At 31.1% G+C, this 20,454-nt stretch carries 15 protein-coding genes and 1 rRNA gene (1 of these 16 only partly in view); 10 read left to right on the forward strand and 6 right to left on the reverse strand.

The window, feature by feature from the left end:
- Positions 1–1,064 (reverse strand): 16S ribosomal RNA (locus ACMFBB_RS09250) (it extends 455 nt beyond the left edge of the window).
- A gap of 1,157 nt (positions 1,065–2,221) precedes the next feature.
- Here ACMFBB_RS09250 and thrS point away from each other — a divergent pair.
- From thrS to ACMFBB_RS09275, 5 genes are all read left to right on the forward strand, one after another.
- A complete protein-coding gene (gene thrS, locus ACMFBB_RS09255; protein WP_435264110.1) occupies positions 2,222–4,168 on the forward strand; it encodes a threonine--tRNA ligase in 1,947 nt (648 codons plus the stop codon).
- A 70-nt stretch (positions 4,169–4,238) separates the two neighbouring features.
- A complete protein-coding gene (infC, locus tag ACMFBB_RS09260) occupies positions 4,239–4,757 on the forward strand; it encodes a translation initiation factor IF-3 (protein WP_435264289.1) in 519 nt (172 codons plus the stop codon).
- Positions 4,758–4,793: 36 nt separating this feature from the next.
- Positions 4,794–4,991, forward strand: coding sequence for a 50S ribosomal protein L35 (gene rpmI, locus ACMFBB_RS09265; RefSeq protein WP_093868708.1), 198 nt, complete (start codon positions 4,794–4,796; stop codon positions 4,989–4,991).
- Positions 4,992–5,083: 92 nt separating this feature from the next.
- Complete coding sequence (rplT, locus tag ACMFBB_RS09270; protein ID WP_093868707.1) at positions 5,084–5,428, forward strand: 50S ribosomal protein L20; 345 nt, start codon at positions 5,084–5,086, stop codon at positions 5,426–5,428.
- 90 nt (positions 5,429–5,518) lie between these two features.
- Positions 5,519–6,103 (forward strand): hypothetical protein, encoded by a 585-nt coding sequence (locus ACMFBB_RS09275; RefSeq protein ID WP_435264111.1) that lies wholly within the window; start codon positions 5,519–5,521, stop codon positions 6,101–6,103.
- 63 nt (positions 6,104–6,166) lie between these two features.
- Here ACMFBB_RS09275 and ACMFBB_RS09280 read toward each other — a convergent pair whose 3' ends face one another.
- Entirely contained in the window at positions 6,167–7,291 is a 1,125-nt protein-coding gene (locus ACMFBB_RS09280) for a histidine decarboxylase (RefSeq protein ID WP_435264112.1), read from the reverse strand.
- Positions 7,292–7,441: 150 nt separating this feature from the next.
- Between ACMFBB_RS09280 and ACMFBB_RS09285 the strand changes: the two genes are divergently transcribed.
- Both ACMFBB_RS09285 and ACMFBB_RS09290 read left to right on the forward strand, forming a co-directional pair.
- Positions 7,442–7,906 carry an Lrp/AsnC family transcriptional regulator gene (locus ACMFBB_RS09285; RefSeq protein ID WP_435264113.1) on the forward strand — a complete coding sequence of 155 codons (465 nt, stop codon included), beginning with the start codon at positions 7,442–7,444 and terminating at the stop codon, positions 7,904–7,906.
- A gap of 381 nt (positions 7,907–8,287) precedes the next feature.
- Positions 8,288–10,312 carry a ComEC/Rec2 family competence protein gene (locus ACMFBB_RS09290; RefSeq protein ID WP_435264114.1) on the forward strand — a complete coding sequence of 675 codons (2,025 nt, stop codon included), beginning with the start codon at positions 8,288–8,290 and terminating at the stop codon, positions 10,310–10,312.
- 8 nt (positions 10,313–10,320) lie between these two features.
- Here ACMFBB_RS09290 and ACMFBB_RS09295 read toward each other — a convergent pair whose 3' ends face one another.
- The 4 genes from ACMFBB_RS09295 to ACMFBB_RS09310 all read right to left on the reverse strand — a co-directional run bounded on the left by ACMFBB_RS09295 (position 10,321) and on the right by ACMFBB_RS09310 (position 16,490).
- A complete protein-coding gene (locus ACMFBB_RS09295) occupies positions 10,321–10,839 on the reverse strand; it encodes a thioredoxin family protein (protein ID WP_435264115.1) in 519 nt (172 codons plus the stop codon).
- A gap of 99 nt (positions 10,840–10,938) precedes the next feature.
- Positions 10,939–12,702, reverse strand: coding sequence for a peptide MFS transporter (locus ACMFBB_RS09300; RefSeq protein WP_435264116.1), 1,764 nt, complete (start codon positions 12,700–12,702; stop codon positions 10,939–10,941).
- A 73-nt stretch (positions 12,703–12,775) separates the two neighbouring features.
- Positions 12,776–14,329, reverse strand: coding sequence for a peptide MFS transporter (locus ACMFBB_RS09305; protein WP_435264117.1), 1,554 nt, complete (start codon positions 14,327–14,329; stop codon positions 12,776–12,778).
- Positions 14,330–14,342: 13 nt separating this feature from the next.
- Entirely contained in the window at positions 14,343–16,490 is a 2,148-nt protein-coding gene (locus ACMFBB_RS09310; RefSeq protein WP_435264118.1) for a S9 family peptidase, read from the reverse strand.
- Between the two features lie 146 nt (positions 16,491–16,636).
- Between ACMFBB_RS09310 and ACMFBB_RS09315 the strand changes: the two genes are divergently transcribed.
- From ACMFBB_RS09315 to ACMFBB_RS09325, 3 genes are all read left to right on the forward strand, one after another.
- A complete protein-coding gene (locus ACMFBB_RS09315; protein ID WP_435264119.1) occupies positions 16,637–17,908 on the forward strand; it encodes a hydroxymethylglutaryl-CoA reductase, degradative in 1,272 nt (423 codons plus the stop codon).
- 86 nt (positions 17,909–17,994) lie between these two features.
- On the forward strand, positions 17,995–18,924 hold the full coding sequence (locus ACMFBB_RS09320) for a GYDIA family GHMP kinase (protein ID WP_435264120.1): 930 nt from the start codon (positions 17,995–17,997) through the stop codon (positions 18,922–18,924).
- The gene (locus ACMFBB_RS09325; RefSeq protein ID WP_435264121.1) at positions 18,921–20,132 is read left to right on the forward strand and encodes an NAD(P)/FAD-dependent oxidoreductase; all 1,212 of its coding nucleotides are present in this window, start codon (positions 18,921–18,923) and stop codon (positions 20,130–20,132) included. The genes ACMFBB_RS09320 and ACMFBB_RS09325 overlap by 4 nt, the downstream gene beginning before the upstream one ends.
- Positions 20,133–20,454: the final 322 nt, after the last annotated feature.

A 20,454-nucleotide genomic window follows, 5' to 3' on the forward strand; every position in this document is an offset into this window, starting at 1 on the left:
CACGGCACGAGCTGACGACAACCATGCAGCACCTTGTGATCTGTCCGAAGAAAACTCTATCTCTAAAGCTGTCAGACCACATTTAAGCCCTGGTAAGGTTCCTCGCGTATCATCGAATTAAACCACATGCTCCACCGCTTGTGCGGGCCCCGTCAATTCCTTTGAGTTTCAATCTTGCGATCGTACTCCCCAGGTGGGACACTTATCACTTTCGCTTAGTCACTGAGATAAATCCCAACAACTAGTGTCCATCGTTTACGGCGTGGACTACCAGGGTATCTAATCCTGTTCGCTCCCCACGCTTTCGTCCATGAGCGTCAGTATATACGTAGTAGACTGCCTTCGCAATCGGTATTCTGTGTAATATCTATGCATTTCACCGCTACACTACACATTCTATCTACTTCCGTATAACTCAAGTCAACCAGTATCAAAGGCAGTTCCATAGTTAAGCTATGGGATTTCACCTCTGACTTAATTGACCGCCTGCGGACCCTTTAAACCCAATGATTCCGGATAACGCTTGCACCCTCCGTATTACCGCGGCTGCTGGCACGGAGTTAGCCGGTGCTTATTCTTACAGTACCGTCAAGGACCTACACGTAGATCTGTTTCTTCCTGTATAAAAGCAGTTTACAACCCATAGGGCAGTCTTCCTGCACGCGGCATGGCTGGTTCAGAGTTGCCTCCATTGACCAATATTCCTCACTGCTGCCTCCCGTAGGAGTCTGGTCCGTGTCTCAGTACCAGTGTGGGGGATAATCCTCTCAGACCCCCTACCTATCGTTGCCATGGTAAGCCGTTACCTTACCATCTAGCTAATAGGACGCATAGTCATCTTGTACCCATAAATGTTTAACTAAAGTGTGATGCCACATATCAGTATTATGGAGTATTAATCTTCATTTCTAAAGGCTATCCTCCTGTACAAGGCAGATTCTATACGCGTTACGCACCCGTTCGCCGGTCGTCAGCGGAAGCAAGCTCCCCTGTTACCCCTCGACTTGCATGTGTTAAGCCTGCCGCTAGCGTTCATCCTGAGCCAGGATCAAACTCTTCATTGTATAATCTTTAATATTATGAATGAATAAGTTTCAAAAGAATTTTTTTAATCTAACTAATTAGATCGTGGTAATTCTACTCTTTAATTACGCTGTCAATTTCAATATTTTCAATGAACTTTGTTAATCTTAATACTTGATATCTCTCAACCAAAACCTCAATCAACTTCTTGTAGAAACGCTAGAATCGAACTAACTGGCTTTTTAATAACCTTTCCAAAATTTCTTAACTCTTACCGCTTTCGCTAAGCGGATGCAAACCTACAAACTTTTTTTATTCTGACAAAAACTTTTTTGAAGTTTTTTTCTAATTTGTAAACCCGACTAAATCAATGAACTACTCTGTAAAATTCGGACTGCAAATATACTCACTTTAATTTGTTGTAAACAAGCTTTTTTTAACTTATTTTTTAACTCTTTAATAATATATTCTAAACCCTATTTTAATGAACTTTGCTTACTTTTAAACTATACGCTTATCCGTTTGCGGGTGCAAATATAGAACCCTTTTCTAACATAGCAATGACTTTTTTTAACTTATTTCTGAAGTTTTTCTTAACCAACTAATCAACAATATATTATACTATAGATTCTTTTCGCCTTTTAATAAACATTGGCGGTTTCTTGAGGCACTCATCTATTATTACCAGGTGAATTCATCTATAAAGTTACTTCATACCTCTACTATTTACAGCAAACTGAATCATATTATATTGATATAACAAGCAAGTATTAATAAAACCGTGTTAGGGATTGAAGCAGTTGTTTGAGCTCTTTTGGTTGTTTTTTAAACAAAAAGCGAGCGCGGAAAGCCCGACGTTAGTTTTTTCTAGCGGAACACACTATACTTATATTGTACTGTAAAAAAAATTTAATGCTCTCGAATGGTGATAAAAAAAGTAGTCCCTTCTCCTAAAATACTCTCTACCCATATTCTGCCGCCATTACGCTCTATGATCTTTTTTATTAAAAAGAAACTTAGTACAGAAGAGTCTATGTCAAATAAATTACACCTTGTTTTAACAACAAAAAGCAACTGTATATTAAATTAATTTAAAATAAAGACATTATATTGTACAAAATAGCGTTTTGCAATATATTTGCGTTTCGAAAAATCTTCACTTGTAAGAAGATTAACCTATAATTTTATATAAAAAATAATGATTAAAATTACATTACCTGACGGAAGCGTTAAAGAATTTGAAGTAAATAGTACAGCAATAGATGTTGCTAAAAGTATTAGTGAAGGGTTAGCTAGAAATGTTATTTCTGCTAGTTTTAACGGAAAAACAGTTGAAACCACCACCCCTTTAACCACTGATGGTTCTCTGGTATTGTACACATTTAATGATGAGGAAGGAAAAAATGCTTTTTGGCATTCATCTGCCCATGTATTAGCACAATCTATTTTAGATTTTTATCCAAACTCAAAACTAACTATTGGTCCTGCTATAGAAAATGGTTTTTATTATGATGTAGACTTTGGAGAAGAAACTATTTCAGAGAAAGATTTTGAAAAAATAGAAAAGAAGTTTTTAGAACGCGCAAGAGAAAAAGCAGAATTTAAATTACGCTCTATTTCTAAAGCTGACGCCCTTTCTTATTATAAAGAACAAGATAATCAATATAAAGTAGAATTAATTGAAGGCTTAGAAGATGGAGAAATCACTTTCTGTGATCATAGTGACTTTACAGATTTGTGTAGAGGTGGGCATATTCCAAATACAGGAATTATAAAAGCTATAAAAATAATGAGTGTTGCTGGTGCATACTGGCGTGGTGATGAGAAAAACAATCAATTAACTCGTGTTTATGGGATTTCATTTCCTAAGCAAAAACAATTAAAAGAATACTTAGAGTTATTAGAAGAAGCAAAGAAACGTGACCACAGAAAACTTGGTAAAGAATTAGAATTATTTACTTTTTCTCAAAGAGTTGGCCAAGGGTTACCTTTATGGTTACCAAAAGGAGCTGCCTTAAGAAATAGATTAGAAGATTTTTTAAAGAAAGCACAAAAGAAAGCTGGATATGAAATGGTTATGACACCACATATTGGTCAGAAAGAACTATATGTTACCTCTGGTCATTATGCTAAATATGGAGAAGATAGTTTTCAACCAATTACGACTCCTAAATTAGATGAAGAATTCTTATTAAAACCAATGAACTGTCCTCATCATTGTGAAGTTTATAACCACAAGCCTTATTCATACAAAGATTTACCTAAGCGTTTTGCTGAATTTGGAACTGTATACAGGTATGAACAAAGTGGTGAATTACATGGGTTAACTCGTGTAAGAGGCTTTACTCAAGATGATGCGCATATTTTTTGTACACCTGAGCAATTGGATGAAGAATTTAAAAACGTTATTGATTTAGTATTGTATGTTTTCAAATCTTTAGGTTTTGAAAAATTTACAGCTCAGGTTTCAATAAGAGATATGGAAAACCCTGATAAGTATATTGGTTCTGTTGATAACTGGCAAAAGGCTGAACAAGCAATTATAAATGCAGCGAAAGATAAAGGCTTAGACTATATTATTGAAGAAGGCGAAGCAGCTTTTTATGGTCCTAAATTAGACTTTATGGTAAAAGATGCTTTAGGAAGAAAATGGCAACTAGGAACTATTCAAGTTGATTATAATTTACCTGAACGCTTTGATTTAAATTATAAAGGTGCCGATAATCAATTACACAGACCAGTAATGATACATAGAGCTCCTTTTGGTTCAATGGAACGATTTATTGCTGTTTTACTAGAGCACACGGGGGGTAACTTCCCTCTTTGGTTAACTCCTGAGCAAGTTATTATACTGCCTATCAGTGAGAAATACCAAAATTATTCAGAAAAAGTTTTAGATTTGTTAGAAAATTCCGAAATTCGCGCCCTGATAGATGATCGAAATGAGAAAACGGGTAGAAAAATTCGTGATGCGGAAGTAAGCAAAATACCTTTTATGGTTATTGTTGGTGAAAATGAACAAAAGGATGGTACGGTTTCTGTAAGGAAACATGGAGAAGGAGACTTGGGTGTCTTTACAATTGAAGAGTTTACCTCTTTAATTAACAAAGAAGTTAGTAAAACCTTAGTGCCTTTTGGAAAATAATTAGATAGTAATTTTAAATTTATAAGTCATAGCAATTAGAAGAAGAGGCGGACGTAGACCGCTCAGAGTAATTAAAGAAGATCAACATAGAATTAATGAAAAAATTAGGTATGTTGAGGAAGTTCGTCTTGTAGGCGATAACATTGAAATAGGTGTATATCCTTTAGCAAAAGCAAAAGAAATTGCTAAAGAACAAGAGTTAGATTTAGTTGAAATTTCACCTAAAGCTGTACCTCCTGTTTGTAAGGTTATTGATTACAAGAAATTTTTGTATGAGCAAAAAAAACGTGAAAAAGCCTTAAAATCAAAAGCAACGAAAGTTACTGTTAAGGAAATACGTTTTGGCCCTCAAACGGATGAACATGATTATGAGTTTAAAAAGAAGCATGCAATAAAATTTTTACAAGATGGAGCAAAACTAAAAGCATTCGTGTTTTTTAAGGGACGTTCTATTGTGTTTAAAGAGCAGGGGCAAATTTTATTATTAAAATTAGCACAAGAGCTTGAAGAGTATGGAAAAGTTGAGCAAATGCCAAAACTTGAAGGTAAACGTATGATTATGTTTATTGCTCCTAAAAAAACGAAATAAAGAAAGTTATAAGCAAGATAAAACGCAAAACAAAAGATGCCTAAAATTAAAACAAAATCTAGTGCCAAAAAACGTTTCAAGTTAACTGGTTCTGGAAAAATCAAAAGAAAGCACGCGTTCAAGAGTCACATCTTAACAAAGAAGTCTAAAAAACGTAAGCTTGCATTAACACACGCTGCATTAGTACACAAGTCTGATGAAGCAAACATTAAGCAACAATTAGTTTTAAAATAATTGTTAGCAAGGTAGTAAATTATTAACCATGGAGTTAGGCTCAAAAAAGCACTTTTAAATAAGTCGCCTACTACAAAAAAACAATTTGAATTATGCCAAGATCAGTAAATTCAGTAGCTTCAAGAAATAGAAGAAAAAAAATCTTGAAGCAAGCAAAAGGTTACTTTGGACGTAGAAAAAACGTTTATACAGTAGCAAAGAATGCGGTTGAAAAAGGAATGTTATATTCTTACAGAGACCGTAAAAACAATAAGAGAAACTTCCGTTCATTATGGATTCAACGTATTAACGCTGGAGCTCGTCAGTTCGGAATGTCTTACTCACAGTTTATGGGTAAAGTAAAAGCTAATGAAATTGAGTTAAACCGTAAGGTTTTAGCTGATTTAGCTATGAACAACCCAGAAGCTTTTAAGGCCATTGTAGAGAAAATAAAATAAGTTTCATAAACTTGCTTATACTAAAAACCCAAACTACACGTTTGGGTTTTTTTAAACCATTAAATTCTTTTTATACTCAAAAAACTTTTTATGAAATTTTTAAAAGTCTTATTATTTTTTACTTTAACAAATGTAGCGGTTAGTCAAAATTCATCTCAAAAACCTGCTATTAATTCTATTAAAAAACAATTTGAAACTCTCTATAAAAAATCTGGTAGCTATCAAAAGTATAAAGTTATAGAGAAAACTTTATTCAATGCTCTACAAAGAAGAACTGTTGACACTATTAAAAATCTTAAATCAACAATTGCTTCTAAACAAGATTTGATAAATATCCAAAACAAAAAACTTGTTAGCTTAGAAAATCAAATTTCTTCATTAAATGATAACTTAACTAAATCCTCAGAAAAAGAGGATCAAATTTCTTTTTTAGGCGTTAATTTAACGAAATCAAATTACAACCTAATTGTTTGGGGAATCATTTTTATTACACTTAGCTTACTGATATATTTTATATATCGATTTAAAAACAGTAATATCATAACAAAAGATACTCTAAATTCATTTGATGAAATTGAGCAAGAATTTGAGCAGTACAAGAAAAAAACAATAGAAAAAGAGCAACAGCTTAGACGAAAACTACAAGATGAAATTAATAAACAACGTGGTGTTTAATTAATTTGAGATTTAACAAACAATAAAAAAGTCCTCAAAATTTAAATTTTGAGGACTTTTTGTTTAAACTTCTAATAAGACTAAACTTTCTTTTTCTTTCAAATTATTTTCTAAATCAAAAAGCAATGAATCTATTCGCTCCTTTTTAATACCTGGCACACATATTATGTGGGCAATAGCTTCTTCTGAAGCCAACTGATATTTTTCACAAATCTTATTAGATGGCTTATCAAAAACAACAGTTAGTGCCTCCTTATTTCTCCATGCATTAACTCCTAATGCATTTAATTTTTGTTCAGTGTACGCAGCTAATTCTTGTGATTCATACACCCTTCTTTTTAATCCTTCTTTACCATATTTTTCTATAAATGACCATAAAAAAAGAGGAGTTAACCCATTTCTTGAGCCTGTTATGGTCGTGTCTAAAGTACCTACATAAGAAATTGAATTTGCAACTCTATTTCTATGGGCTCTTTTACACATAACTATTCCACATGGTATTGGACCTCCAATAAATTTATGTCCCGAAATAGAAATACTATCTACCCCTTCAGAAAAGTCAAACTTAGGTTTTGGTTCAACAAACGGAGCTATGGTTCCTAAAAAAGCAGCATCACAATGGATATAATAATCCTTTATAGCGTATTTCCTTATTATAGCTTTTATTCTTTGCAAATCGTCTACAGCTTCAGTCATTGTTGTTCCTACATTCAAGAAAAAAACAGCAGGTTTGTCTCTATGAATGGTAAGAATTTGTTCTAAATCCTGGTAATCTATTTCTCCATTCTCTTGGCTTCGAACAACAATATTGCGCATATTTAATAAGTGAAGGTTCTTCTTCACACTATAATGTGTAGACTCACTGTAATAAACAACAGCGTCAGGATAACATTCTCTAGCTAAATATAAACCATATAAGTTTCCTTCTGTTCCACCATTGGTTACATATCCCCAAACATCTTTCATCGTTGTTGATAATATATCAGCAAAGAACGAAATACACTTTTGTTCTACTTCTTTCGTGTCAATAGTCAATGTAGATTTAGCTTCTGGATCTCCTACATTATTAATGCAAAGATCTAAAAACGGAGCAAACTCACTAAATGTAAAATCTTTTGCCAATGGATACCCTAAAAAATTATCAGAACTATCCTTAATTCTTTTGTATATATCTTTTAAATCTTTCATTGTAATTAATTTCTAATACAAAAGTACAAACAAAGAATAAAAAACCATAACAAGATTATTTTATAAGTATTTTTTACTAAATAATTATTTATAAATAGAAAATATTTACTTTTGCAATCTAATATATAAGCTTACATAAAAAATAATTCTATGATTCAGCTAGATCCAATAGACTTAAAAATAATAGAAGAGTTACAAAAAGATGGCAAACAATCTATAAAACAACTTTCTCAAAAAATAAATCTTTCTATTACTCCAACTCATGAACGAATAAAAAAAATTGAAGCCAGTGGAATTATAGATAAGTATGTTGCCATTGTAAATCCTGAATTACTTGGAAAAAATTTAATAGTTTATTGCCAAGTTACATTAGTTCAGCATGAAGATAATGCTTTTAAAAAATTTGAAGACTATGTAAATTCAATTTCGAAAATCCTTGAAGTCTCATATATAGCAGGAAGTTTCGATATTCTTTTAAAAATCATTCTTGAAGATATGAATGAATATCAAAATTTTGTTTTGAAAGAAATGTCGCAATTAGAAATTATATCCAATATCCAAAGTTCATTTGTTATTAAACAAATAAAAAATGACACTTTAATAAGTGTCATATAATTACACACGAACATTCTATCTACTATTTACAGCTTTATTAACTAAAAATTACTTTCGTTAACAAAGCACAATAATGCACTCTTTAACTACAATTATTTTATTTTCGTTTTATAAGTTAAGTTAGTTTGTGTTATGATTCTTGGCTCTTCTTTTCTTATGAAAAATGATCCAATTAATTATAACATATCAACTAAAACCTAAATAATTTTAAACTATTACTGTTTTTTTTAAATAATTAGACCTTAAAAAACTGTTATCTATAAATATGACACTTTCACAATAATAAAATACTTCGCTAATGAAAACAGATAAAAGTCATTAAATAGTAGAGTCCAAAAGGGGGTTGTTGATTTAAAAAGAAAACTTTAACTTTACCTTGCTATGAAAAAACTACTTGGTTATCTACCATTTTACTTGCTATTATGCTTGGTTCTTGGAATAATTTTACAATTTTGTTTTAAAATATGGAATTATAGCTTTCTTGAGCTATTTTTAAGTTCTATCTTCTTAAGCTCAATTTTACTTATTTTAAAAAGACACAAGTATACTATTGGATACAAAATTATAACTCTTTTAACTTTCATATTCATAGGAATTACTTCTGTATACATTAAAAATCCAAAAAATTATTCAGATTTCTTTATTAAACATGACAATAATTATTATTCTACAATAACAATTACCCAAAAATTAAAGTCTAATTCATTTTTTGATAAATATATTGGCACATTTAACAAGATAGGTAAAAAAAATGTAAGAGGAAATATTCTCATAAACATTAAAAAGAATGACATATACAATTATTTAAAAGTCAACGATCAGATAGTAACAAAACTTATTTATAAAGAGTTACCCTCTTCATTAAATCCTTATGAGTTTGACTATAAAAAATACCTTTCAAAACAATATGTATATCATCAAATATTTATCAGTAATAAAGACTATAAAATAACAACCAATAAAAAGTCTTCATTGATTGGGCATTCCAATAGTTTTCGAGAAAAGATTAGAGATTCTCTGAAAAAGCAAAGATTTTCAAAAGATGTATATGCCATTATGAATGCCTTATTACTTGGTCAACGTCAAGATATTTCAAAAAAGATTATAAGAAATTACACAAATGCTGGTGCCATACATATACTAGCTATATCAGGATTGCATGTTGGTATCATTTTATTAATTCTCCTAAATTTACTAAAACCTTTACAGTATTTCAAATACGGCAATCATATTCAAACTCTTAGTATACTGCTATTTTTATGGTGGTTCGCTTTCATCGCAGGTTTATCTGCATCAGTAGTTAGAGCTGTTACTATGTTTACTTTTATTGCAATTACTGGATTCTTTAAAAAACAAAACACCATAGAGCATTCACTTATAAGTTCGATGTTTTTATTACTTCTTATAAAACCTTTGTTTTTATTCGATGTTGGTTTCCAATTAAGTTACATTGCTGTTTTTGGAATTGTTTGGATTCAACCATCTCTTTACACCCTTTGGCAGCCTAAAACCATTATAATAAATAAATTATGGAAATTATTTACAGTATCTATTGCTGCACAACTAGCCGTTTTGCCAATTAGTTTATATTATTTTCATCAATTCCCTACTTTATTTATCCTCACTAATTTAATTATACTGCCAATTCTTGGAAGTATTTTATTGTTTGGAATTATAATTATACTTCTATCTACACTAAACTTACTTCCAAATTTCGTGGCTAAAATGTACAACTACATTATTCAGTACATGAATAATTTTATGGAATGGATTGCAAATCAAGAAAGTTTTTTAATAAAAGATATTTCGATGTCTCTTTTACAAACCATTTTATGGTATATATTTATAGTTATTGCCTTTCAACTATTTTTAAATACTTCTAAAAGAAAAGTAATTTACACGTTACTTTCAATTATTTTACTACAATCTAGCTATTTAATAAAGAGGTATAAAAGTGAATCGCAAAACGAATTTATCATTTTTCATAAACATAAAAACTCAATCATTGGACAGCAAGTAAAATCGAAACTTACCATTTACCAAGATTCTTTAAAAGGTATAAATATTACAAACGAAAAAGGTATAAAGGCATATCAAATTAGCAAAAACGTTAAAACTGTTTATAAAAATACTATCCCTTCAATCTTCTTAACAAAAAAAGATACTATTTTGATAATTGATAACCTAGGTGTTTATAAGATAAAAAATATCAAAAAATGTATTATTTTATTAATTGGAAGTCCAAAAATTAATTTATCTCGTTTAATTAAACAAATAGAACCTAAATTAATTATAGCAGATGGGAGTAATTATAAAAGTTATACTAATCAATGTGAACTAACCTGTAATAAACAAAAAACACCCTTTTGGAATACTTACCGAAAGGGTGCCTATATTTTAAATTAATTGGTTGACTAAATAGAGCTTTTAAAGTTTGCAGAAAAATCTTTCCATTTTACTTTTTTATAATTCTCACTTGAAAAAAAAGCTAATATCTTTTCAAAACGTTGTTCGGTTAAATATCCAGGAACATTTTGTATTAATTGCTTATCTTTATTTAAAAAGGCTGTTGAAGGGTAACTAAGTTTTCCGTTCATTATTGCAGCCGCCAATTCATGGTATCCTCTCCTACCCTGAGTTTTGTAAGTAAATTTTCTTCCTTGATAATTTATATCTTTTTTTTCTTCTCCATTTAACTTTACAGCATAATAATTTTCATTAATATATTTTACAATTACCTCATTCTTGTAGGTAGTTTTATCCATTTTCTTACACCACCCACACCAATCGGTATAAATATCTATTAAAATAGGCTTCGGATTTTTCTCATTCTTCTCTATAGCTTCTTCAAAAGTTAACCATTTAACCTTGTCTTGTGCCTTAACACTGATAGAAGCTACCACTAAAACTACTACTATTATAAAATTTCTCATACTCCGTTTGTCTCAATAAGTATTCCAAATTTACAAAAAAACCTGTTAATTTTTTCAAACTAACAGGTTATATATTTTTATTAGCATTTCATATAGATGTTATTTAACACCGTGCATTAATTTTTTAATTACTGGATATAACACTGCAGACAATATTGCTAACCCAAAAGAAACAGCTGTTAAAATCCAGAAAAAAGAGCTTAGTCCACTCTCTTTAGCAATGGCTTCAGATGATTCAGCAAAAACACCTGCTAATTTCATACCTATTGCAACCGCCAAATACCAGATACCAAACATGAAAGCAATCATCCGACCTGGCACTAGTTTTGAAACATATGAAAGAGCTACAGGTGATACACATAATTCTCCCATTGTATGAAAGAAGTATACCAAAATTAACCAAATCATACTTACTGAAGCAGTTTTAGCTCCTACCGGAATACCTGAAGAACCTATTGCTACACAAGCCATACCTAAACCTAATAACCCCATACCTATTGCCCATTTCATGTTAGCATTCGGATTATATTTACTTTCCCACCACTCAGAAAATAACGGAGCTAGCGTAATAATAAATAAAGAATTTAATATTGAGAACCAAGAAGCAGGAACTTCAGTTGTATTTTTTTGAAATTCTTCATTCAACATCCAAACAGCTATTCCCCAAACAATTACAAAACTTAATGCTAAGAAAATATTTGATAAAGCATATTTGCCAAAAGTCTTTTTAAATAATAAATATAATACCCAAGTTATAATTCCTAAAGGAACAATGGTCATTAATGAATTTACAATTTTAAATATCATCCCTGCGCTTCCTTCTAGGTTTCGCTGCGTATAATCTTTTGCAAAAACTGTTAATGAACTTGGTGATTGTTCAAAAATTGCCCAAAAGAAAATAGTAACAAAAGCAAAGAAAATTACAGCTAACATTCTATCTCGTAATACAGGTGTATATTTTGGAATTCTAATTACTAGTATCACAAGAAAAAGAACTAAAGCTGTTAATATTGCAACGTTAGAACCTGATAAGCCTGCAAATTCGAAAGGAAATAAATTATACTTCCCTTCTGATATTTTAGATATTGGGTCATTAAATACCCAAGCCAACCCTAATAATGAAGAAATAGCAATCATTATTTTTTGAGTTCCAGTAAAATGATTTCTCCCCTCAACTACAGTACTTTCTGTAGCGGTTACATCATCAATTAAATCAATATTTTTATTTTTAGGCCCATCTCCAATTTTCCCAAAGATACCTTGAGCAAACCAAAATTGTAACATTCCAAATAACATGAATATACCTGCTACTCCAAATCCCAAGGACCATCCTATTTTTTCACCTAAATAACCACATAGAAGAATCCCTAAAAATGCACCAGCATTCACCCCCATATAAAAAATGGTATAAGCTCCATCTTTCTTTTCGGCTTTACCTTCATACATTTCAGAAATAATAGATGTAATATTCGGTTTAAAAAAACCACTTCCAATAACTAACAGTCCTAAACCTACATAGATAAAAAATGGTGTTTCAACTGCCATACAACCATGACCCAAAGTCATTAAAATAGCTCCCAAAACAACTGCTTTACGAATACCAATAACATTATCCGCAAAATACCCTCCTACCATAGTAGATAAATATACTAATGAGGTATAGGTTCCAAAAATTGCATACGCCCATTCTCTTGGCCATCCCCAACCTTCATCCATTAATGAAGCTGTGAAAAATAAAATTAACAATGCACGCATTCCATAATAAGAAAAGCGCTCCCACATTTCTGTAAAAAACAAAACAAACAACCCTGCTGGATGCCCTAAAACTTTGTCTTTAAATAGGTTTTCAATATCTGTATTCATGTTTTTATATTTAGTTTATAAACAAAACAAACCTCATAACATTTATATTATGAGGCTGTTAAATATTTTACTATTAATTATCTGCTAATTCAAATCCTTCTGATTCTTCTAACTTTAAATCTCTTTCTTTCTCTTCAGCACCGTGAGTTAAACGTTTTAAGGGTTTTAAAATTAGAATAAATAGACCACCAATTAAAACGGTAAAAATTAAAATTCCTGAAAAAATAGTTAGCTCTCCATAATCAGAAGCAGACTCTCCAACTATCCCTGCTACTTTGTTACCTAAACCTGTTGCTGCAAAATACACTCCCATCATTAAAGCCGCATACTTTACCGGTGCTAACTTTGTAATAAAAGAAAGTGCAACCGGTGAAATACATAATTCACCTATTGTATGAAATAAATATGCTAACACTAACCATAGCATACTAGACGTACCTGATTTCTCAAACTCCATGGCTGCAAACACCATAAAAAGGAATCCAAATCCCATAATAATAATACCTAATGCCATTTTAAATAGAGAAGAAGCTTCTTTTGATTTCAATTTTCTTTTAGCCCAGAAACCAGCAACCCCAGTCGCAAACAAAATAATAAAACCAGCATTTAAACTTTGAAACATTACTGTAGGTATTTGCCACCCTAATAAGTTTCTATCTGTCTTAGTATCTGTATACAAGTTCATCAATCCTCCTGCTTGCTCAAATGCTCCCCAAAAAATAATAACCATAATAAAAGATAATAAAAGAACTAAAAATCGATCTTTAAAAACCTGTGTTTCTAATTCTTTATATATCATCATTAGTAATGCTGTAATAGCAGTTAAAAATAAAAATAATAATCCATAACCCCATCCTAACTTATACCATCCAAATCCAGATGCAATTATTAAACATACAGTAAAAACTAATTGTATAGGAGAACTAAATAACTTTGAATATAGTTTACCATAAGAAATAGAATTTTCATCATTTTTACTTGGAATAAAATCACCTACCTCCTTTAAATATTTTTGTCCAAAAATATAATTAATCAATCCTAACACCATTACAATACCAGCTAAACCAAATCCAGCGTGCCATCCCCACTTAGCTACTACCAATCCAACAATCATAGTGGCTAATAAAGACCCTAAATTAATACCAATATAAAAGATGCTAAATCCCTTATCTCTCCTAATATCTCCTTCCTTATATAATCCACCTACCATGGTAGAAATATTAGGTTTTAACAACCCAACCCCTAAAATTACTAGTCCTAATCCTGCATAAAAAGCCCAAATATCAGTCATTACTAAAACACCATGTCCTAAACACAAAATAATAGCTCCTAATAAAACTGATTTTTTTTGCCCAAGCAATTTATCAGCAATCATACCTCCAGGTATAGACATTACATACACCAACATTGTATACCAACCATATAAAGCTAAAGCTTCTTTACTTGTCCAACCTAATCCAGCACCTCTAGCATCCTCTCCCATTGCTGAAGTGGTCATATATAAAACTAACAAAGCTCTCATTCCATAATATGAAAAACGTTCCCACATTTCTGTTAGAAACAGGATATATAACCCAACGGGTTGCCCAAATAATTCTTTTTCATGCGGTTGTTTTACTGTACTCATGTTTGATATATTTTTATAAGTTGTTTTTAATAAAATTTGTCATTTTAGTATATAAATGTAAACGAGTATTACCACCATAAATTCCGTGGTTTTTGTCTGGATACATTGCCCATTCAAATTGTTTATTAACTTGAATTAAAGCTTCCGCCATTCGCGTAGCATTTTGTACATGTACATTATCGTCTCCTGTACCATGAACTAATAAATATTTACCTTTTAATAATTCCGGGTAGTTTAATGGTGAGTTATCATCATATCCTGCTGGATTTTCTTCAGGAGTACGCATATAACGTTCAGTATATATAGTATCATAAAAACGCCATGTTGTTACTGGAGCCACTGCTATCGCTGCTGCAAAAACATCATTCCCTTTTAAAATACAATTAGTACTCATATGGCCTCCAAATGACCATCCCCAAATCCCTATTCTAGCAGGATCTACATATGAGAGCTTCGCCAGTTCTTTAGCTACAGCAATCTGATCTTCAGTTTCATGCTTTACTAAATTCATATAGGTAACTTTCTTAAAGTCTCTACCTTTATAACCTGTTCCTCTTCCATCAACGCAAACAATAATGTATCCACTCTGAGCTAGCATTTGGTGCCAGTAATCATTTGAGCCATTCCATCTATTAGCTACATTTTGAGACCCTGGTCCTGAATATTGATACATTAAAACAGGATATTTTTTATTTGCATCAAAATTAGACGGCTTAATTGTATACATATTTAAATTATTCCCATTTACTTCAATTGTTGAGAATTCTTTTTTACTCAGCTTGTATTGAGTTATGGTCTTCTTTAAATCTGCATTGTCTTTAATTGTTTTTAAAACCGTACCTCCTTTATTCCTTAACGTATACACCTGTGGAGTATTAGCATCAGAAAACGTATTTATAAAGTAGTTCATATTTTTACTAAAAGACGCACTATTAGTCCCTGAAGGATTACTTAGTAACTTTTTACTATCACCTTTTAATGAAATACTATATACTCCTCTATTAATTGAGCCGTTTTCAACAGATTGATAATAAATAGTTTTTTCATTAGAATTATATCCATAATAAGAAGTTACCTCCCAATTACCTTTAGTTACTTGATTTATTAACTCTCCTTTATTGTTGTAGTGGTAGATATGGTTATATCCATCTTTTTCACTAGTCCAAATAAAGCTATTATCATCTAAAAAAGTTAAATCATCAGTAACATTAACATAAGCCTTATCTGTTTCATTAAGTATTAATGTACTTGCAAATGTGTTAGCATTAACAAAATACATTTTCAAATCATTTTGATGACGGTTTAATGTACGTACAGCTAATAAATTTGAATCTTTAGTCCAATTAATTCTTGGAATGTATTCATATTCTCCAAAAACTATTTCAGCTGTTTTATTCGTGTTTAATGAAAAAATATGTAATGAAACTTTTGCATTTTTTTCACCAGCTTTCGGGTATTTAAAAACATGTTGTGTTGGGTACTTACCTTTACCATATACATCCATTGAAAACGTTTTCACTTTACTTTCATCAAAACGCAAGTAGGCTAGGTTTTTACTATCTGAACTCCATTCAAAGGCTTTTACAAAACCAAACTCTTCTTCATACACCCAATCAGTAATACCATTAATAATTTCATTTTTCTTACCACTACTTGTTATTTTAAAAACAGTTTCATTTTCAGAAAAATCTTTGATATATAAGTTATTATCCTTGGCATAGGCTATTTTTTTACTATCAGGTGAAAAAGTAGGTCTTTGAATATCTTCTCCTATTAACGATATTTTTTTAGAATCTATATCATATAAGTAAAATGTCCCTAAAAAAGAACGACGAAATATTGGTTTAAAGTTGGTACCTAAAATCAATTTAGTTTCGTCGTTATTAAATTTATAAGATTGAATATATTTTAATTCATTTAAATCTTTACTATCAACAATAGTTGCTATTTTTTCCAGTGTTTCATAACTGTATTTATCTACGGTTGAACTTTCTTTTGAATAGTTTAAAAGGGAGTAAAAATCACCATTCATTGAATTTAAAGAATTCATATAATCAGCTCTAAACGTGCCTTTTTTCCATATATCCTCTAAAGAAATATCTTTTGTTTGAGCTTGTACGAACGCAGAAACTCCAATAAAAAATATTAGCAGTCTTTTCATATTTAGTTGTTGTTTAAGTAAAAAGTTTGCCAAGTTTACGGAAAATTCATTAAATTCTAGGTTAAAAACCTTAGAAATATACATAATGAAAGCTATTTTAATAGGATTCATTTATCTTTGACCCCATAAAAAAACAAAAACAAAGAATGCCTAAAGTTATTTCTGGATTTTCTAAACTTTCTAAAGAAGACAAAATAGATTGGTTAGCTGAAAAATTTTTTAACAATCAAAATGAAACTATAAATGTAATAAAACAGTATTGGAATGACGATTCTAAATTACAACAACTTCATGATGATTTTATAGAAAACACAATCACTAACTTTTATATGCCCTATGGTATTGCTCCTAACTTTATTATCAACAATAAAGAATATGTAATACCGATGGTAGTTGAAGAAAGTTCTGTTGTCGCCGCAGCTTCTCTTGTTGCAAAATTTTGGAGTACTCGTGGAGGTTTTAAAACAACTGTAATTTCAACTACTAAAATTGGTCAAGTTCATTTTATGTTTGCTGGTGATAAAAAAAAACTTACTAATTATTTTAACGAACAAAAATCTAAGTTAAGAGAAGTTACTGCCTCAATTACCAGAAATATGGAAAAAAGAGGCGGTGGTATTTTAGATATTAAATTAATTGATAAAACTATCCAATTAGATAATTACTATCAATTGCATGTTACTTTTGAAACTAAAGACTCAATGGGAGCTAATTTCATTAACTCTTGTTTAGAAGCTATGGCAAATCAATTTAAACGAAATGATATTGAAATTGTCATGAGTATTCTATCTAATTATGTTCCTGAATGTATAGTTAAATCTGAAGTTTCATGTCTCGTTTCTGACTTAGGAGGAGAGCATCCTGAAAAATTTGCTAAAAAATTTGAACAAGCAGTTAAAATAGCAGAAATAGAACCCTTTAGAGCTGTAACTCATAACAAGGGGATTATGAATGGTATTGATTCAGTTGTTTTGGCTACCGGAAATGATTTTAGAGCCATTGAAGCTGGGGCTCATGCGTATGCTTCTAAAGATGGACATTACAAAAGTTTAACTCACTGTGAAGTAAAAGATGGTGTTTTTAAATTTTGGATAGAAATTCCTATAGCTGTTGGTACAGTTGGAGGGTTAACAGCCTTACATCCTATGGCTAAACTTTCATTAGACATGTTAAACAGGCCCTCTGCACGTGAGTTAATGGAAATAATGGCAACCGCTGGTTTAGCACAAAATTTTGCAGCCCTAAGAGCTCTTACAACTAAAGGAATTCAGCATGGTCATATGAAAATGCACTTGATGAATATTCTAAATCAGTTAGGAGCTACTACTGAAGAAAAAAACACGATTGCTAAAAAGTTTGAAAACGTAACCGTATCTCACAGTGCGGTAGTGGAAGCATTCAATGAATTAAGAGAATAGAGAAATATGTCAACTCGAGTGGAGTCGAGAAGTCATATATTAATAATGTAAAAAGGTATCGACTCCGCTCGACCTAATGATTTGTTTTGAAAAAATTTTACTCAAACGGAAAATTATTATTAACTGGTGAATATCTTGTTTTGGACGGCGCTGATGCATTAGCTATTCCTACAAAATTTGGCCAAGATTTAACAATACAACCAATTAACGAACCTCAACTTATTTGGGGCAGTTTTACAAATGAAGGTAACTGTTGGTTTGAAGCTTCATTTAATATCTCTAAATTACGCTTAACTTCAGCTACTTTTAATTCAACTAAAGAAGGAGGCGCTGAATTCATAGCAGAAACACTTCTAAATATTTTAAAAGAAGCTAAAAAGTTAAACCCTGATTTTTTAAATACCGAAAAAGGTTTGATTGTAAAAACAAACTTAACATTTCCTAAAAACTGGGGGCTAGGTAGCTCTTCAACACTAATTAACAACATTGCTTCTTGGGCAAATGTAGACCCTTTCAAGTTGTTATGGAATGCTTTTTCTGGGAGCGGCTATGATATTGCTTGTGCCAAGCATGATACTCCAATTATATATACCCTTAACAACACAACACCTTCAATTAGGGAAGTTCAATTCACACCTAGCTATGCTGATGAATTATTTTTTGTATACCTTAATCAAAAACAAAACAGCAGAGAAGGCATTGCTCAATATAAACAATATAAAGAAGAAGCAAAACTTCTAATACCTGAAATCAACAAGCTAACTCAAGAATTTTTAAAAGCTTCTTCTACTCAAAAAATAAACAGCATTATTACTGAACACGAGCATCTTATAAGTTCTATTACTAAACAAGAACCGGTTAAAAAACGACTATTTTCTGATTATTTTGGAGAAATTAAAAGCTTAGGAGCTTGGGGAGGTGATTTTGTTTTAGCTACAGGAAATAAAAATACACCTAAGTATTTTAAAAATAAAGGATTCGATATAATTGTTCCCTTTAAAGAAATGGCCTTATGAAAAAAGTAATAATTATAGGTGGAGGGGCTGCGGGGTTTTTTACTGCTATAAATACCAAGGAACTGAATCCTGATTTAGAGATTACTATTTTAGAAAAAGGTAAAGAGGTTTTACAAAAGGTAAAAATATCTGGTGGCGGGCGTTGTAATGTTACCCATGCTTGTTTTGATCCAAAAGAACTAACCAAATTCTACCCTAGAGGAGAAAAAGAACTATTAGGTCCTTTCCATAAGTTTATGACGGGTGATACATTTGAGTGGTTTGAAAATCATGGTGTTCCTTTAAAAATAGAAAACGACAATCGTGTTTTTCCTGAAGCAAATACATCTCAAGCCATTATCGATTGCTTCTCTAAAACTGTTGACAACCTTGGCATTAAGGTATTAAAAAACCATGGTGTAATTTCAATTCAAAAACAAAAATCTACATGGACTATCAATACTAAAGAACATCAGTTTGACGCTGATTTTTTAGTGATCGCAGCTGGTAGTAGTAAAAAAATATGGGAAATATCTCAAACCTTAGGGCATACAATAATCAACACTGTTCCCTCTCTATTTACTTTTAATATTAAAGACCCTAGAATACTAGATTTAGGTGGTGTTGCTGTCCCAAATGCTGAAGTTAGTATTTCCAAAACAAAATTAGAAAGTTCGGGTCCTTTATTAATAACCCACTGGGGATTAAGCGGTCCTGCTATATTAAAACTATCTGCTTTTGGTGCTCGTATTTTAGCTGACAAAAACTATCAGTACAATGTTGTGGTAAATTGGTTAGGTATTAATTCCAATACTGTTTTTGAAAAACTACTTGAATTAAAGAAAACTAATACAAAAAAACAAATCGCTTTAAAATCTCCCTTTCCAGATATTCCCCGTCGTTTATGGGAACGATTAGTTATAGCCTCAGAAATTAAAACCAATCAAAACTGGGCAGATATAAGTAATAAGCATATCCAGAACTTAACAAATCAATTAACCAATGGATTATTTAATGCAAATGGACGTACTACTTTCAAAGAGGAGTTTGTTACCGCTGGTGGTATTGATTTAAAACAAATTGACTTTAAACGTTTTGAAAGTAAATTGCACCAAAATTTATTTTTTGTTGGAGAAGCATTAAATATTGATGCTGTTACTGGTGGATTTAATTTTCAAAATGCTTGGACTGGAGGATACATATGTGCCCATGCTATAGCATCTACATAGTTTGTTTTTCCTTAACATTTTTTAACCCATTTATTTACAAGCTTTTTAAAAACAATTATAGTTTCCAGTACTTTCATGTATATCTGAACGTATTTATTTAAAAACTTCAGCATTGCCTTAATGTCTTTTTAAGAAGTTAGAATAAAGCCTTGCGTAGCTAATCAATGTTTAATCGTTAAATTCTTTATCTAAAACCAAGTATAACCTCAACTTATTAGAATTAAAAGTCTAGAAAATAATACTTCTTTGAATAATTTTTTCATAATCCCTTTATTGCTTAACCAGTTTCTATTAGGATAGAAAAAACCTTTTGAATAGCCAT

The organism is Tenacibaculum sp. nBUS_03, assembly GCF_051201695.1.
Classification (GTDB): Bacteria; Bacteroidota; Bacteroidia; order Flavobacteriales; family Flavobacteriaceae; genus Polaribacter.

What these genes read in the sequence shown, in the direction of transcription:
- ACMFBB_RS09285 (WP_435264113.1), top strand. Translation starts at nt 7,442, where the DNA reads ATGATTCAGCTAGATCCAATAGACTTAAAAATAATAGAAGAGTTACAA.
- ACMFBB_RS09295 (WP_435264115.1), bottom strand. Translation starts at nt 10,839, where the DNA reads ATGAGAAATTTTATAATAGTAGTAGTTTTAGTGGTAGCTTCTATCAGT.
- ACMFBB_RS09275 (WP_435264111.1), top strand. Translation starts at nt 5,519, where the DNA reads ATGAAATTTTTAAAAGTCTTATTATTTTTTACTTTAACAAATGTAGCG.
- ACMFBB_RS09310 (WP_435264118.1), bottom strand. Translation starts at nt 16,490, where the DNA reads ATGAAAAGACTGCTAATATTTTTTATTGGAGTTTCTGCGTTCGTACAA.
- ACMFBB_RS09305 (WP_435264117.1), bottom strand. Translation starts at nt 14,329, where the DNA reads ATGAGTACAGTAAAACAACCGCATGAAAAAGAATTATTTGGGCAACCC.
- ACMFBB_RS09325 (WP_435264121.1), top strand. Translation starts at nt 18,921, where the DNA reads ATGAAAAAAGTAATAATTATAGGTGGAGGGGCTGCGGGGTTTTTTACT.
- ACMFBB_RS09280 (WP_435264112.1), bottom strand. Translation starts at nt 7,291, where the DNA reads ATGAAAGATTTAAAAGATATATACAAAAGAATTAAGGATAGTTCTGAT.
- rpmI (WP_093868708.1), top strand. Translation starts at nt 4,794, where the DNA reads ATGCCTAAAATTAAAACAAAATCTAGTGCCAAAAAACGTTTCAAGTTA.
- ACMFBB_RS09315 (WP_435264119.1), top strand. Translation starts at nt 16,637, where the DNA reads ATGCCTAAAGTTATTTCTGGATTTTCTAAACTTTCTAAAGAAGACAAA.
- ACMFBB_RS09300 (WP_435264116.1), bottom strand. Translation starts at nt 12,702, where the DNA reads ATGAATACAGATATTGAAAACCTATTTAAAGACAAAGTTTTAGGGCAT.
- rplT (WP_093868707.1), top strand. Translation starts at nt 5,084, where the DNA reads ATGCCAAGATCAGTAAATTCAGTAGCTTCAAGAAATAGAAGAAAAAAA.
- thrS (WP_435264110.1), top strand. Translation starts at nt 2,222, where the DNA reads ATGATTAAAATTACATTACCTGACGGAAGCGTTAAAGAATTTGAAGTA.
- ACMFBB_RS09290 (WP_435264114.1), top strand. Translation starts at nt 8,288, where the DNA reads ATGAAAAAACTACTTGGTTATCTACCATTTTACTTGCTATTATGCTTG.